At 63.9% G+C, this 13,442-nt stretch carries 13 protein-coding genes, 1 tRNA gene and 1 pseudogene; 10 read left to right on the top strand and 5 right to left on the bottom strand.

Annotation, left to right across the window (positions count from 1 at the left end; genetic code table 11):
- Positions 1-297 precede the first annotated feature (297 nt).
- The gene (locus tag FJ419_RS01425; RefSeq protein WP_140686922.1) at positions 298-1,404 is read right to left on the bottom strand and encodes a hypothetical protein; all 1,107 of its coding nucleotides are present in this window, start codon (positions 1,402-1,404) and stop codon (positions 298-300) included.
- Positions 1,405-1,807: 403 nt separating this feature from the next.
- Here FJ419_RS01425 and FJ419_RS01420 point away from each other — a divergent pair.
- A pseudogene (locus tag FJ419_RS01420) lies at positions 1,808-2,602 on the top strand (D-alanyl-D-alanine carboxypeptidase family protein); the annotation flags it as partial.
- Between the two features lie 480 nt (positions 2,603-3,082).
- Here FJ419_RS01420 and FJ419_RS01415 read toward each other — a convergent pair.
- A complete protein-coding gene (locus FJ419_RS01415; protein WP_140686920.1) occupies positions 3,083-3,532 on the bottom strand; it encodes a universal stress protein in 450 nt (149 codons plus the stop codon).
- Positions 3,533-4,076: 544 nt separating this feature from the next.
- Between FJ419_RS01415 and FJ419_RS01410 the strand changes: the two genes are divergently transcribed.
- The 4 genes from FJ419_RS01410 (at position 4,077) to FJ419_RS01395 (ending at position 8,186) form a co-directional block, all read left to right on the top strand.
- Positions 4,077-5,000 carry a DUF1003 domain-containing protein gene (locus tag FJ419_RS01410; protein WP_140545619.1) on the top strand — a complete coding sequence of 308 codons (924 nt, stop codon included), beginning with the start codon at positions 4,077-4,079 and terminating at the stop codon, positions 4,998-5,000.
- Positions 5,001-5,249: 249 nt separating this feature from the next.
- Positions 5,250-5,326: transfer RNA gene (locus FJ419_RS01405), tRNA-Arg, on the top strand.
- Between the two features lie 393 nt (positions 5,327-5,719).
- The gene (locus tag FJ419_RS01400) at positions 5,720-6,709 is read left to right on the top strand and encodes a hypothetical protein (RefSeq protein WP_246679098.1); all 990 of its coding nucleotides are present in this window, start codon (positions 5,720-5,722) and stop codon (positions 6,707-6,709) included.
- Position 6,710: 1 nt separating this feature from the next.
- Positions 6,711-8,186: an FAD-dependent oxidoreductase gene (locus tag FJ419_RS01395; RefSeq protein WP_140686919.1), complete on the top strand. Its 1,476-nt coding sequence runs from the start codon at positions 6,711-6,713 to the stop codon at positions 8,184-8,186.
- Positions 8,187-8,225: 39 nt separating this feature from the next.
- On the opposite strand, the gene FJ419_RS01390 is transcribed toward FJ419_RS01395, so the two are convergent.
- From FJ419_RS01390 to FJ419_RS01380, 3 genes are all read right to left on the bottom strand, one after another.
- A complete protein-coding gene (locus FJ419_RS01390; RefSeq protein WP_140686918.1) occupies positions 8,226-8,696 on the bottom strand; it encodes a YbhB/YbcL family Raf kinase inhibitor-like protein in 471 nt (156 codons plus the stop codon).
- Positions 8,697-8,744: 48 nt separating this feature from the next.
- Positions 8,745-9,182, bottom strand: a complete 438-nt coding sequence (locus tag FJ419_RS01385) for a DUF2267 domain-containing protein (RefSeq protein WP_140686917.1) — start codon at positions 9,180-9,182, stop codon at positions 8,745-8,747.
- Positions 9,183-9,536: 354 nt separating this feature from the next.
- Complete coding sequence (locus FJ419_RS01380) at positions 9,537-9,965, bottom strand: CBS domain-containing protein (RefSeq protein ID WP_140545638.1); 429 nt, start codon at positions 9,963-9,965, stop codon at positions 9,537-9,539.
- 243 nt (positions 9,966-10,208) lie between these two features.
- Here FJ419_RS01380 and FJ419_RS01375 point away from each other — a divergent pair, with 243 nt between their 5' ends.
- Genes FJ419_RS01375 through FJ419_RS01355 form a run of 5 tightly spaced genes read left to right on the top strand, consistent with a single transcriptional unit; the run spans position 10,209 to position 13,352 of the window.
- Positions 10,209-10,943, top strand: a complete 735-nt coding sequence (locus FJ419_RS01375; RefSeq protein WP_140686916.1) for a phosphoribosyltransferase — start codon at positions 10,209-10,211, stop codon at positions 10,941-10,943.
- A gap of 11 nt (positions 10,944-10,954) precedes the next feature.
- Positions 10,955-11,278, top strand: coding sequence for a hypothetical protein (locus FJ419_RS01370; protein WP_140686915.1), 324 nt, complete (start codon positions 10,955-10,957; stop codon positions 11,276-11,278).
- A 19-nt stretch (positions 11,279-11,297) separates the two neighbouring features.
- Entirely contained in the window at positions 11,298-12,257 is a 960-nt protein-coding gene (locus FJ419_RS01365; RefSeq protein ID WP_181170575.1) for an arginase family protein, read from the top strand.
- Between the two features lie 31 nt (positions 12,258-12,288).
- Positions 12,289-12,504: an SRPBCC family protein gene (locus tag FJ419_RS01360; protein ID WP_246679123.1), complete on the top strand. Its 216-nt coding sequence runs from the start codon at positions 12,289-12,291 to the stop codon at positions 12,502-12,504.
- 14 nt (positions 12,505-12,518) lie between these two features.
- The gene (locus FJ419_RS01355) at positions 12,519-13,352 is read left to right on the top strand and encodes an alpha/beta hydrolase (protein ID WP_140686912.1); all 834 of its coding nucleotides are present in this window, start codon (positions 12,519-12,521) and stop codon (positions 13,350-13,352) included.
- Positions 13,353-13,442 lie beyond the last annotated feature (90 nt).

The raw sequence follows: 13,442 nt of genomic DNA, 5'->3' as shown, positions 1-13,442 counted from the left end.
CGAAAATTCAAACCTCGATCCTAGAAGCCGCGGTTTCAACTGATTGTTGGCGTCTCCGCCTTCGAGATTGGCTCGGAACGCCTGTCCCTTCGTCATCCACGGGCGGAGCAAGGAGCGAAGCGACGCGCGCAGACCCGAGAATCCATGCCGTGACGAGCGAGCGCTGTTGCGGTTCAGAATTCTGCGCCGTTTGCATCCCTCGGCCAAGGTCACGGCATGGATTCCAGGGTCTGCGCGCGTCGCTCCGCTCCTTGCTCCGCCCTGGAATGACGAAATTTCCGGACGCGCTGCCCCAATTTACGCCGCAAACGAGCGCCCGATGCGCAGGAATTCCCCGTCGAAGGGCACCTCCTTCACCGCAATATTCTGGGCACGGATGCGCAATCGATCACTCACTTGGTCCAGGCCGCTCGGCGGCTCCACGTCCGCGAACGGAACCGCGCCGATGACATGGCGGAACGACACCGACCGCCCTTCGGCGAGCGCGAAGGCTGTGGCCACGCCTTCATGCTTCAACCAGTTGTCGCCCAGCGAAGCGGCGTGGCCGACGGCCGCGCGGCCGTCCTCGACGCCTAGCACGCCGACGTGACGGCCGCTCCAGGGCGCGTAGTCGCGGCCGCCATTCGAGAACCACAGCATGGTGACCGGCAGCTCGGCCGGGTTCTTCAGCACCAGAACCAGATCCTGCTCGGCGCGGCGGGCAATCGCCGTCCAGCCCGGGCCGCCGTGATCCGCCTCGACCAGGGTGATGAAATCCTCGCGCCTGTCCTCCATGCGGTAGTCGGTGAGGTCGGTTGTGCCGCCGGCGGCGAGCGGGACCTTTGTGAGGTCGGTGGCGCGAGCCGGATAGGCCAGCATGAAGCAGCCGCGCGCCGGATCGGGCTCGAGCGGCATCGGCGGCGTGACGGCCATGCGTTTCGGCGAGAAGGCTAGCCGGCCGCCGCCTTGCATGACCGTCATCGGATGATGGGCGACGGAGATCGCGCCGGCGCCGCCGGAAAAGATGTGCTCCTGGTAGAGGAAGGGATGGCTGTCGCGCAGCGTGAAGACCTTGTCGATAGTGGCGCCCATGACCTTGCGGCGCAGCCGGAAGACGGCGCGCCAGCCTGCGGGAACCGCCCCGTTGTCGACGACGTCCCACTCGCTGTTGGCCGGCCAGCCATGCAGGGGCGCGGTCTCGACGTCGCTCGTGGAGAAAGGCGCGCAGAGAAAATCGCCGGACAGGTGGACCGTGCCTTCGGGGAGGTTCGCGGGCAATGTCTCGCGCGGCGAGCCGACCCAAGGCGCGCGGTGCACGGGCTTCAGGAGGCGGCCTTCGGCCTCGACCTCCATGGCACTAATGTGACCGACCGCGAGATCGAGCGAAACCGAGATGCCCTTTGCGCCGATGGTGAGCGTGTCCATGAATGCCTCTCCCCGAATCTTTCGGGCGCAAGAAAAGCCTGCGCGATGGCGGATGCGCAAGCGGGGCGATTGGCAATTTGCATCTGTTCCTCACCCTTGTGAGGATGGTCGGCGAGCGGTCGGAGCAAAGCGGAGACCGGTCGACGGGGTGGAGGCTCAAAGAAAGAATTCTTTCGACCCCGATCCGCTACGCGGATCGACCCTCCCCACAAGGGGTCCCGCAAGGGGAGATTGGCAGCTTCGGCGACGGCTCGAACCTCCAAAACCTGGGCAAATTCCTTATTGCCGCCGTTAACCCATTGGACGCGGCATATGCGGTACGTTAGCTTCGCCGCATCTCAGCAACAGCTTTAGAACCGTCTTGCCCCGACCCTTCCTTTTCCTCCAGAAACTCATCGCCGCGATGGCCCTGCTCCTGCTGGTCGCCGGCTGCACCACGGCCGCGCCGCCGGAAAGCGTGCTCGCTGTCCCGGCGCAGCCGCAGAAATATGCGGCGATCGTGGTCGATGCCTCGACCGGCAAGACCTTGTTCGAGGTCAATTCGAGGTCGCAGCGCTATCCCGCGTCGCTGACCAAGATGATGACGCTCTACATGCTGTTCGAGGCGCTGGAGTCCGGCCGCGTCACCAAGCAGACGCAGATTCCGGTTTCCGACCACGCCGCCTCGCAGCCGCCGACGAAGCTGCGCTTCCGGCGCGGCGAGACGATCGACGTCGATTCCGCCATCCGCGCCATGGTGGTGAAGTCGGCGAACGACGTGGCGGTGGCGGTGGGCGAATATCTGGGCGGCGGCTCAGAGGACCAGTTCGCCGCCATGATGACCGCCAAGGCGCGCCAGCTCGGCATGACCGCCACCAATTTCCGCAATGCATGCGGCCTGCCCGACGACGGCCAGGTGACCACGGCGCGCGACATGGCGGTGCTGGGCATGGCGCTGGAAAAGCGCTTTCCGCAGCATTTCCACTATTTCTCCGAAAGCGACTTCATGTTCCGCGGCCGGCTGGTGCGCGGCCACAACGACATGCTGGGACGCGTGCGCGGCGTCGACGGCATCAAGACCGGCTATATCCGTGCCTCCGGCTACAACATCGTCACCTCCTACAATGCCGACGGCAGACATCTGATCGTGGTGGTGATGGGCGCCGACAGCGCGCGACAGCGCAACGACCATGTCGAGGCGCTGATCCAGCGCAGCATGGGGCCGGCGATCGCCGATGCCGGCCAGCCCAGGCTGATGTATTCCGGGCAGCAGCCGGCTTCGCCCCTGCCCGGCATGGCTTTGCCTGGACTGCCGCCGTCGGATCAGGCATTGCCGGGGTTGCCGCCGCCGGCCGCGCCTGCCTCGCCGCCGCCAGGGCAAGCGGCGTCCGATCTGCCTTCGCCGGATTTGGCGTCGCCCAGTTCGCCGCTGCTGCTGCCGGCGCAGTAGAGCGGCGGGGCGGACGAGAAAGTCTGAGACGCCGGCGGGACAGCGCCCCCCTCTGTCCTGCCGGACATCTCCCCCACGAGGGGGGAGATCAGCCGGCGCCGCCGGTTTCGCTAATCACCAACGTTGCAGGAGTGACCCTGCGCCGAAACCGCCAATCTCCCCCCTCGTGGGGGAGATGTCCGGCAGGACAGAGGGGGGCGCGAAGGATCGCTGCCTATCTCGTTCTCACGCCGCTCCGCCGGGCGGAGCCTACCGAACCACCAGCACCGGGATCGTCGTCAGCGACACCACCTCCGCCGTCTGGCTGCCAAGCACCAGGCGGCCGAGGCCGCGACGGCCGTGCGAGGCCATGACGATGAGGTCGCTGCCCTCGGCGCCCGCAACCTCGAGGATCGCCTCGGCCGGCGCCTTGTTCTCGACGTGGACGCCCTTGGAGGCCACGCCCTTGGCATCGGCTTCGGCCTTGCATTTGTCGAGCACCTCGCTTGCATATTTGCGCGCGCTTTCCTCGTAATTGGTGAGCTCGTCGGCGGCGACATAGCCGGCCATGGCGCCGCCCCAGGCCAGCGTCGGGAACGGCTCGGAGACGGTGACGAAGGCCACGGTGGCGCCGAGCCCCTTGGCCAGCTCCAGCCCGTGAGCGACGCCCTTCTGGGCCAGTTCCGAACCGTCGGTGGCGATCAGGATTTTCTTGTACATGGTGGCGGTCCCTCATTTGCAGGGCGCTGCGCGCGGCCCAGGTGGCGGGAGCCTGAACGGTCAGGCCTGATCTCGATATAGTCAGCCTATCAGGCCCGCCACAGGGGCCAGCTTGATCTGGATCAAGGCCAGGCGGCGGAGACAATTGCGCCAGGGGGCTTAATCATGTGCGGCCTGTGCGGATTGGAGGCGGCGTGCTGCTCCAGATTTTGTCGCCGGCCGCGCGAATAATCGCGGCCGGCGCTCCCCCACTCCGTCTCGAGCTTCGCCTGAGGCACCTCTCCCCCACCAAAAGGTAGGGGGAGAGGAAATAGCGCCGCGCCCTTTCCTCTCCTTCGCGGAGCGGGGGAGAGGTGGATCGGCGAAGCCGAGACGGAGTGGGGGGCGTCGCTGCGCTATGCAATTGCGCGCATCGCCGTGCGCTCCTTACCCTGCCCGCCCAATCACAAGAACTTGTTCTGTCACACGAGATTCATACTGGCCATGGATATGCCGCGCCGGCTTGGCGTATCGTATCGCAAAGCCTCGAACAGGAGCACCGACCATGGCCAGCGACCCGAAGGCAGCCGCGCAGAAGCAGGCGGACAACGAGAACGACGTCGCCGGCGAATATCTCGAGGCGGAAACCGTGTTGGAGGATGCCCAGCACGGAGCCGACGAGATCCTCGAAGCGCCGGAAGTGCCGGATTCCGAACCGCATGTGCCCGGCCGGATCAAGCCGAAGAAAAAACCCTCGGCGATCAGCGGCCGTAAGTTCCGCAAGCGCGACCTGGTGCGCATCGACGACCTGCGGCCCAGCCTTGCCGACCGCATCCGCTCCGACCATCCCGACCTGCCGCGCGGCGCCCGCATCAGCCGCGAGGAGCTCGGCCGCTACCGCATGCGCTACATGGAGGAGTTGCTGCAGCAGGAGCATGGCGAGTTCTCCGAACTCGACCGCCAGGTGGTGGAATCGATCGCGAGACAAGACACGATCTCGGAAAACTCCGAAGAGGAGTTCGAGGAGCACCGCTCCTTCGCCGACCGCGTCTCCGACACGATGGCCGAGTTCGGCGGCAGCTGGTGGTTCCTGATCTCGTTCGGCACCGTGCTTCTGGTCTGGATCGGCATCAACCTGATCGCCGGTCTGGCGCACGCCTTCGATCCCTACCCGTTCATCCTGCTCAACCTTCTGCTCTCCTGCATCGCCGCCATCCAGGCGCCGGTGATCATGATGAGCCAGAAGCGGCAGGAAGCCAAAGACCGGCTGCGCTCCTTCAACGACTACCGGGTGAACCTGAAAGCCGAGCTCGAAGTGCGCCACCTGCACGAAAAGCTCGACTATTTGATCTCGCGCCAATGGCAGCGGCTGGCCGAAATGCAGCAGATGCAGCTGGACGCCATGCACGAGCTGGCGGGTGCAAAGAAGCAGAAGCGGGCGACAAGGGCGGTGAGAAGGAGGGTGGCGAAGGTGGAGGCGGAGGGGTGAAGCCGCAGAGCTTGGGTTCCTCGACAAAATGGGACGTCCGAACGGCGGCGAGACCCGCGGCTCGCCCCGGCTTGCTGGCTTGGCGAAGCCGCGACGGCGAGGGGAGCGCCATGTCCGAAAGCTATCAGTGAGACAATCAACCCGTCTCAAGCCGCCGCACAATCGCCAATTGGCCGTTGAAGCCACGGGCGGCTTCGGCTATGAAGCCTTGGGCTGGCCGGCTCACCGGCCGGTTCGTTTTCCCGGGAAGCACCCGTAGCTCAGCTGGATAGAGCGCTGCCCTCCGAAGGCAGAGGTCACAGGTTCGAATCCTGTCGGGTGCGCCAATTTCTCATCGCATAACAGGTAGTTAGCACTAGGCTTTGCTTTGCTGAAGTCCTTCGGGGTTGAGCGGCGTAAGCGCTGAGAACCGCGCTCGGCTGCGGCCTCGCCAACTTCAATTCGATTTGGCGGCGTCGCAACTTTGCCTCCCCGATCGAAAGGCCCGAAACGCCTGGCAACCTCGCACATCCCGTTATGAGTGCCTGGACCCGAAACTCGTGATCAGACGACGATACCCGCTCGCGCCGGGGAAAGCGGCCAAGGAACCCGCCGCCGATCAGATCGTTTCGCGATATTGGCCCGATCAACCGGACGGAGGAGAGCTTGAAATTCGGCGTGCTCGCAATCGCGCGGCGCCGAATACAGGCCAGTTCCGCCAGTTTTAGGACTTTGGCGCAATGTTGCATGACGTCGACTATGTCCTGCGAAAACTCGATTGGCTGCGCGCCGAAGGCATCTGGCCCAACGGCTTGCGGTATCTTTGGACCGATGCATTCGGCGTCGTGCTCTATGTCTCGCTTTACACAGAAACTGGCGAAGAGCGCTGGCTGGGCGCGGCCGACCGGCTGGTGGCCGATGTCGAGCGTGTTCTAGGCCGCCGGCGCGGATTGAGGATCGGCGAGGCGGCGGATCGCGACGGCCAGTATTTCCATTATCTGGCGATGTGGCTGTTCGCCTTGGCGCGTCTCGGCGATCTGAAGCCGAAATACCGCAAGCGCGGCATTGCGCTGGCGCGTGACATTCACCCGGCCTTTGTGATCCCCGGCCGCGGCGTGATCTGGAAGATGCAGGAGGATCTGAGCGGCCCATATCCTGGCTACGGTCTCGGCAGCATGGATGCCTATGACGGCTACGTCTCTTACCGGATGCTCGGTGAGGACGCACTGGCGGTCGAGATCGCGCAAATGCGCGACCTGATGGAGCGGGATTGGCGCACCCTCGACATCGAGCAGGACCTCGGCCTGGGCATGATGCTGTGGCTCGCCCATTTCTTTCCCGACGAGCCGTGGGCAGAGGCGCAGAAGAGGCGTTCGCTGCGAACCCTGGAAACGATGTGGGTCGACCCGCCCGGCTATTTCAGCCGCGCCCCATGGCTGGGCGATACCAAGTTCGCCTTCACCAATTACGGCGTTTCACTCGGCCTGCAGGCCGCCGGTATCTGGCCGGGGCGTGTCGACAGGCTGAACGCCTTCTTCGAGGACTGGCGCTCGGGCGACGAATACGACCGCGAGGCGATCACTTGGGTGATGGCCTGCACCTCGCACCTTCCCGGCGCTTTTCTGACCCGGGGTGGCGAGGGATCGACTGAAAGAGACGAACCCCGGGAACGTTCCTCCGCCGGTCCGGTTGTCGATGGAAGCGCATCGAGACGCAAGGGACGCGGTTGAAATGACCATTCTCTTGGGAAAACCGGGAAGCTGTTGGGTTGCGGCAGCCACTGCCACGAACTTTCCCCGGCTCGAAGGTTCGGTCCGTGCGGACGCCGTTGTCGTGGGGGCTGGAATTGTCGGCCTGACGACGGCGCTTCGCCTTTGCGAGGCGGGCCGGTCGGTGGTCGTCCTCGAAGGCCTGCGGACAGGCGGCCAGGTCACCGGCCGCTCGACGGCCAAGATCACCACGCAGCATGCACTGATCTATCGTCATCTCATCGACACTGTCAGCCGGGAGTTGGCCCAGGACTACGCCGACGCGAATTCCGCTGGCGCGCAACAAATCCGCGATTGGGTCAACACCTACGCCATCGCCTGCGATCTCGAGAGCAAGGACGCCTATACCTACACCTGCAGTGAAAGCCGGCGCGCGGAGGTCGTGGCCGAGGCGGAGGCCGCACGCCAGGTCGGGCTGGAGGCCGATCTCCTCAAGCGCGCGCCACTGCCTTTCGAAACGGCCGCAGCATTACGGTTCCCCGACCAGGCGCAGTTCAATCCAACGATGTATCTGATTGGCTTGGCGGCAGCGGTGACAGGCCATGGCGGTCGCATCTTCGAAAACAGCCGCGCCACCTCGATCGACGAGGCAAGCCGCTGGCGCGTCGTCACCGATGGCGGCGTCGTTGATGCCGGGGACGTCGTTGTCGCCACCAACATGACGGTGAAGAGTCCCGTCGGCATGGCGAACCGGACGCAACCGCGCTGCCACACCGCCATGGCCTTTCGGATCGGTGATCCCCTCCCTGTCGACGGGATGTTCATCGGCATCGACGATCCGACGCATTCCATCCGCACGGGCCGTGATGCCGAAGGTCCACTGCTGGTCGCGCTCGGCCCCAAATTCAACACCGGCTGGGATGGCGACGTGGCGAGGCGGTTCGTCGCACTGGAAAGATGGGCGAGAAAGAACCTTCCCGTCGGTGATGTCGCGTGGCGCTGGTGCAATGAGGACTATGACACGGCCGACAGGATCCCATACGCCGGCGAACCCGATCCCACCAAGGCAGCCGGCTTCCACATTGCCACCGGTTTCAACGCCTGGGGCATCACCAACGGAACGGTCGTGGGCACGATGATCGCCGACCTGATCTGCACCCGCCCAAGCCGATGGCAAAAACTCTACGATCCGGCGCGGCCCTATCCCGAGGACTTCCACAAGAATGGCCGCAGTCAATCGATCGTCTCGAGCACGCACGATATCGCGCCCGGCATGGGTGGCGTGATTGTCAGGGGAGACGAAAAGATTGCGGCGTGGAGAGACGCCGAAGGTGCACTCCAGGCGGTTTCGGCGTCCTGCACCCACAAAGGCTGCACCGTATCCTGGAACAATGCTGACCGCAGCTGGGATTGTCCCTGCCACGGCTCGATCTTTGCCGCCGACGGTTCGGTCATCCACGGCCCCGCCCGAAAACCGCTTGCCCGGATTGCATTGTGAAGGCGACCGCCGTGAAGGCGGCGAGCGATGCCACCGGCCTCATGCTGGCCGTTCATAGGTTCCGACCAACTCCGTCTCCTGCAACGCGTGCTTCTGGGCTTGTTTCCAGACCTGATGCACGCCCGCCTGTCCCGGTACGCTGAGGCTCGGCACATTGAGCGCGGCCAGCCGAAAGTGGTAATGGTGGACGCCATGCCCCGCAGGCGGCTGCGGACCATCGTAATTGGCATTGCCGAAATCGTTGGTGGCTTGCCTGAGTGCCGACGGGCCGGGCTTGCCATCTTCAGCTTCGGCGAGTCCGCCGGCATCCGGCGGAATATTGAAGACCGCCCAGTGCCCGAAAGTCCCGCTTGGCGCATCGGGATCCTGCACGGCAAGAACAAGGCTCTTGGCACCGTCAGGAACACCGGACCACTTCAGCGGCGGCGAGACGTTCCGGCCGTCGCGCGCGTATTTTTCGGGAATTTTTCCGCCTGCCGGGAAAGCCGGGCTGATAAGGGTGAGCGGCATTGCTATTTCCCCTGGAGATTGCGACCGAGAAACCCGCGCCGGCGCCGTTCACGCCGCTTGCTGAGCTTCGGCGACCCGTCTGATCTCTCCTGGCAGGGAGTCCCAGACCTTGTGCATCTGTCCTTCTTCGACATGCTGGGCAAGCACCTTGGACACGGCCCTGAATGCATCCTTGGAATCAAGCGGGCGGATGACTTCAAGCTCCGCCTTGATCTTGGCCAGAAACTCGTCGAGCGACCGCACCTTCTCGGGAGCTTTGGAGGGTTGGTATTGGTCATAGAAGGCGCCACGAACCAGAATCGGCAATTGCGAGCCGAGGTGGGCTGCAAGATCCGGCTGGATACGGTCGCGCAGGGCGTGCAGCACCGCTCCGAGAACGTGCCAGGCGACCTGCCGATCCGGTCCAATCTCGTCCATGATCTCGTCGAGCCAGATGTTCGTGGTCTGCAGTGTCTTGTCGAATACGTCGAGTCCGGTGGCGTTCATCGAAATCCTCCTTCCGTTCAAATCCGACTGGGTGGATTGACCAAACAGCCATGCCGGCCCGTTGTTCCGCGATGGCATGTCCCGATGCGCATTCTTGTCGGCTGTCGAGCTTCCGAAGAACCCCGCTGCAAAGGGACAAGACACGCCGCATAGACGTGAAAGCGCGATAGTGGCCAAACTGAAGGCTGCCTGAGCAGGCGGCGTTCAGCCCCGACGGAGGAGAACGCATGGCCGTAACCGCTCAGGCGAGCGTCTAGAGCGGTTCAGCGTTTCACGGAATCGCCAAACCGCTCTCAGTTTTGTTTTTACGCAATTCCGGACGGAAAACCGCTACGCACTTTTCCTGGAATTGCTCTAGCGCCGAGGATCGTCCGTCGCCTCGGAAATGCCTTCAAGGGCGATCTTGGCGGCTTCCTCATCGGCCCGCCCGAGGTCAGCCAGAGCAATGACGCCGACGAGACGCTTGTCGCGGTTGATCACCGGAAGACGACGCACCTGATGCTTGGCCATGATCTTCGCTGCATCCGTAATATCGGCGTCGTCGAAGCACCAATGGACATGCTCGGACATGACTTCGCGAACGGTCGTGTTGCCGGCTAAGCGCTCCTCGGCGACGCCACGCATCACAATGTCGCGGTCCGTCACCATGCCGACCAGCCTGTCATTCTCGCCGACCGGAAGGGCGCCGAGATTGTCGGCCCGCATTTTCCGGGCGGCATCCCTGATCGTCGTGTTCGGGCCGACCAGTTCGGTCCGACGGCACATGATCTCCTGAACTTGCATGGGATGTTCCTCTCTCTGATTGCTGAGGCGCCAAACCCGCCTCTGCTGCGCATCGCGAGATCGCCAGGCGTCCGGAGCACGGATCGCGGTCTGCTCGATCCACCTCGCGATCGAAACTATTCTTGGAACGTCGAGACAGCGAGCGAGTTCCAAAACGATACCGGTGCCGCGGTCATCCCACGGGAGTGGCCGCAGGGTGAAAGGACATGCACCGGGAAAGCAGATGCACGGGGATCGAAGGCCATGGCTACCATCTTTACAGATCGCCGCGAGGCCGGGCGGCGACTGGCCGGGAAACTCGTTCGCTTTGCCGGGCGCGACGACGTGATCGTATTGGCGCTGCCCCGAGGCGGCGTGCCGGTTGGCTACGAAGTCGCGCAGGCGCTCAAGGCACCGCTCGACGTCTTCGTCGTGCGCAAGCTCGGCGTCCCCGGCCACGAGGAACTGGCCATGGGGGCAATCGCGCCCTCAGGCGTGCGTGTCCTGAGCGACGAAATCGTCAGCGGTCTCGCGATCCCGCCACAGGTCATCGACGCGGTCGCTGCAAAGGAGGAAAAAGAGCTTCTGCGCCGTGAGCGCCTCTATAGGACCGGGCGGGCCCCGCCGCAGTTGAATGGACGGACCATTATCCTGGTGGATGACGGGCTCGCGACCGGATCGACCATGCGGGCGGGGATCAAGGCGCTGCGAAAAAACCGCGCCGCCCATATCGTCGCGGCCGTTCCCGTCGGTAGCCCCGACACTTGCGACGCGATGCGGGCGGACGCCGACGAAGTCGTTTGCGCGACGACGCCAGAGCCGCTGCTCGGTGTCGGGCGCTGGTATATGGATTTCTCACAGACGAGCGATGAAGAGGTCCGCGCGCTCCTCGCCAGGTCCGTGCCCAAGCCTGCCGCTTCCGACAAGACTGCCGCTTCCGAAGAAGAGTTGGCTGGGCACGCCGCCGCGGGTTCGGCGCGCGGCGCCAGATCGCCATAGCGGAGGTGGATATGGACTGGCGTAGCGAGCACGTCGTGCATGTTGCCGCGGGGGCTGTCACACTTCAGGGCAATCTTTCGTTGCCTCCGGATGCTCTTGGCCTTGTGCTCTTCGCCCATGGCAGCGGAAGCAGCCGCCACAGCCCGCGCAATCGCCACGTGGCAGCAAGGCTGAACGAGGCGAACCTCGCCACCTTCCTCGTCGACCTGTTGACAGCCGAAGAGGAGCGGATCCACGGCCCGACAACGGCAGCTGACTCTATCTACTTCACTGCACTGAAGAACCTTGCGGCGGAAACAGAGTCGGCAGGATCGGTTGCTAAGTACAGCCAATGACATGACTAGGAGAACCGGGATGGCATTCAACACAGTGATGCGAGCCGATGCGACGGCAACGCGCCGAATCGCGCTGATTGCAGCACCCTCGAACCTTGGGCTCATGCCGCAGCCCGGCGAGCGCGAGCCTGGCGCGCGGAAAGCGCCCGACGTGCTTCAGTCGCTCGGCATCAGCGAGCGGTTGGGGGCAGAGTCTTCGCGGACAGTTTCCGCTCCGCCCTATAGTCCCGAGATCGATGCGACAACCGGCGTACGCAATGCGCCCGCGCTCCGTCGCTATTCCGAGACGCTCGCTGACGCTGTGGGCGAGGAGCTGAATGCCAGACGATTTCCTCTCGTTATTGGCGGCGACTGCAGCGTCCTGCTCGGCCCCGCTCTCGCCCTGCGCCGGCGTGGCCGCTACGGTCTGATCTTCTTTGACGGCCACACCGATTTCAAGCTTCCGGCAACGTCGCCGTCGAAGGGCGCGGCAGGGATGGACCTGGCTTTTGTAACTGGTCACGGGCCGGCTCCTCTGGTCGACTTCGGCGAGCACACGCCTCTGTTCCAGGAAGCTGATATCATCGCATTCGGCTATCGAGATCTGCGGGACCCGGCGACGTACACGTCAAAAGCTCTATTCGACACGCAGGTGCAGCGAATGGACTTGACCGAGGTGCGCCGCCGCGGCGTTAGCGACGCGGCGCGCGCCGCCCTTGACGCGGTCGGCGGAGATGCCGTCGAGGGCGTGTTTATCCATTTCGATGTGGATGTACTCGACAGCGAGATCATGTCTGCCGTCGATACACCCGAACCCGGAGGGTTCTTGCCGGCAGAAGCCGTCGAGGCGCTACGCACGTGGTGCGCCGACCCGCGCGTGATTGGAATGGAGGTGACGATCTATGACCCCGATCGCGATCCGGATCGACGTTGCGGCAAGTTGCTGGTCGACATACTGAGCGCCGCGCTATGCGTGCCTCCGGATCGCCGAAACTCGTGATGGGAGTCGACAGACCGAGCGGTTGCTTGAAATGCAGCCAGATCGCCACGTCTACCGGTATCGGATGGAAAAGACCTCGACGCCGGTTCGCAACTACGTTGCCGAACTCAAGGTCGAAGACAACGGCGCCAAAACAAGCACTGTCGTCTGGTCGGCGGACTTCGAACCCACGGCAGACGAGGAAAAGACGCTCGAAGCGATCAGAGGCTTTCTAGCACGAGTAATTTCGATCCCAGTGAAAAACTGATCAGGAGAAAAGCCATGGATTGGCAGGTGCCCGAGCGGTTCGACTTCAACGGTGATGAGATCGCCTGGGGCGTCATCGGCGAAGGGCCGCCTGCGGTCGTCATGCATGGCTCGCCATTCTCTTCGCTCGAATGGCGGCGGATCGTGCCATGGCTCGCGCGGCATCGACGGGTCTTCTATTACGACATGCTCGGCTATGGGCGCTCGACCAAGCCCGAGAGCGACGTCCTGCACGGCGCTCAGAACAGCCTGTTCGCGGCACTCGTAAACCATTGGGGTACCGAGCAGCCCGATATCGTGGCGCATGACTTCGGTGGCTCGGTGGCGCTGCGTGCGCATTTGCTTGACGGTGTCGACTACCGCAGCCTCGTATTGATCGACCCGGTCGCGATCAGCCCGCAGGGCTCAGCGCTGGTGCAGGCGGCGAAAGCGCATGGAGAGGTGTTCGCCGGACTGCCCGCCTATGTCCATGAGGCCATACTGCGCGCGTACATCAGTGCGGCGGTCAAGCGCACCTTGGCTGAGGAGGAGATGCGGCTCTATCTCGATCCCTGGCTTGAGGAAGAGGGGCAGAAGGCGTTCTGGCGCCAGATCGCTCAAATGGACGACAAATACAGCGAGGAGGTCGAATGGCGCTATGGCGAGATTCGCTGCCCAGTGACGATCCTGTGGGGCGCTGAAGACGAGTTCATCCCGCTGAAGGATGGGGAGGAACTCGCGAGGCGTATTCCAAACGCGTCATTCACGATTATCTCCAACGCCAAGCACCTCGTCCAGGAAGATGCGCCCGAAGCAATCGTTGCCGCGGTGCTCGACGTCTGGCATCAGCACGTCGGCAGCAGCGCATAATAGCAATCGTTGAGCGGCAGCAGAGTGTTCCGCCGAAAGGCAACGATGACAACCCTCTTCGTCATCGTTCGGATGACGTGCCCGGCACTG

It is taken from the genome of Mesorhizobium sp. B2-6-2 (genome assembly GCF_006440615.1).
Lineage (GTDB): Bacteria > Pseudomonadota > Alphaproteobacteria > Rhizobiales > Rhizobiaceae > Mesorhizobium.
The sequence above is the reverse complement of the archived record's forward strand: the minus strand, read 5'-3'. Positions and strand labels throughout refer to the sequence as shown.

Excerpts from the sequence above, each read along its gene's own strand:
- FJ419_RS01425 (WP_140686922.1), bottom strand. The coding sequence starts at position 1,404 with ATGGACACGCTCACCATCGGCGCAAAGGGCATCTCGGTTTCGCTCGAT.
- FJ419_RS01415 (WP_140686920.1), bottom strand. The coding sequence starts at position 3,532 with ATGTACAAGAAAATCCTGATCGCCACCGACGGTTCGGAACTGGCCCAG.
- FJ419_RS01410 (WP_140545619.1), top strand. The coding sequence starts at position 4,077 with ATGGCCAGCGACCCGAAGGCAGCCGCGCAGAAGCAGGCGGACAACGAG.
- FJ419_RS01400 (WP_246679098.1), top strand. The coding sequence starts at position 5,720 with ATGTTGCATGACGTCGACTATGTCCTGCGAAAACTCGATTGGCTGCGC.
- FJ419_RS01395 (WP_140686919.1), top strand. The coding sequence starts at position 6,711 with ATGACCATTCTCTTGGGAAAACCGGGAAGCTGTTGGGTTGCGGCAGCC.
- FJ419_RS01390 (WP_140686918.1), bottom strand. The coding sequence starts at position 8,696 with ATGCCGCTCACCCTTATCAGCCCGGCTTTCCCGGCAGGCGGAAAAATT.
- FJ419_RS01385 (WP_140686917.1), bottom strand. The coding sequence starts at position 9,182 with ATGAACGCCACCGGACTCGACGTATTCGACAAGACACTGCAGACCACG.
- FJ419_RS01380 (WP_140545638.1), bottom strand. The coding sequence starts at position 9,965 with ATGCAAGTTCAGGAGATCATGTGCCGTCGGACCGAACTGGTCGGCCCG.
- FJ419_RS01375 (WP_140686916.1), top strand. The coding sequence starts at position 10,209 with ATGGCTACCATCTTTACAGATCGCCGCGAGGCCGGGCGGCGACTGGCC.
- FJ419_RS01370 (WP_140686915.1), top strand. The coding sequence starts at position 10,955 with ATGGACTGGCGTAGCGAGCACGTCGTGCATGTTGCCGCGGGGGCTGTC.
- FJ419_RS01365 (WP_181170575.1), top strand. The coding sequence starts at position 11,298 with ATGGCATTCAACACAGTGATGCGAGCCGATGCGACGGCAACGCGCCGA.
- FJ419_RS01360 (WP_246679123.1), top strand. The coding sequence starts at position 12,289 with ATGCAGCCAGATCGCCACGTCTACCGGTATCGGATGGAAAAGACCTCG.
- FJ419_RS01355 (WP_140686912.1), top strand. The coding sequence starts at position 12,519 with ATGGATTGGCAGGTGCCCGAGCGGTTCGACTTCAACGGTGATGAGATC.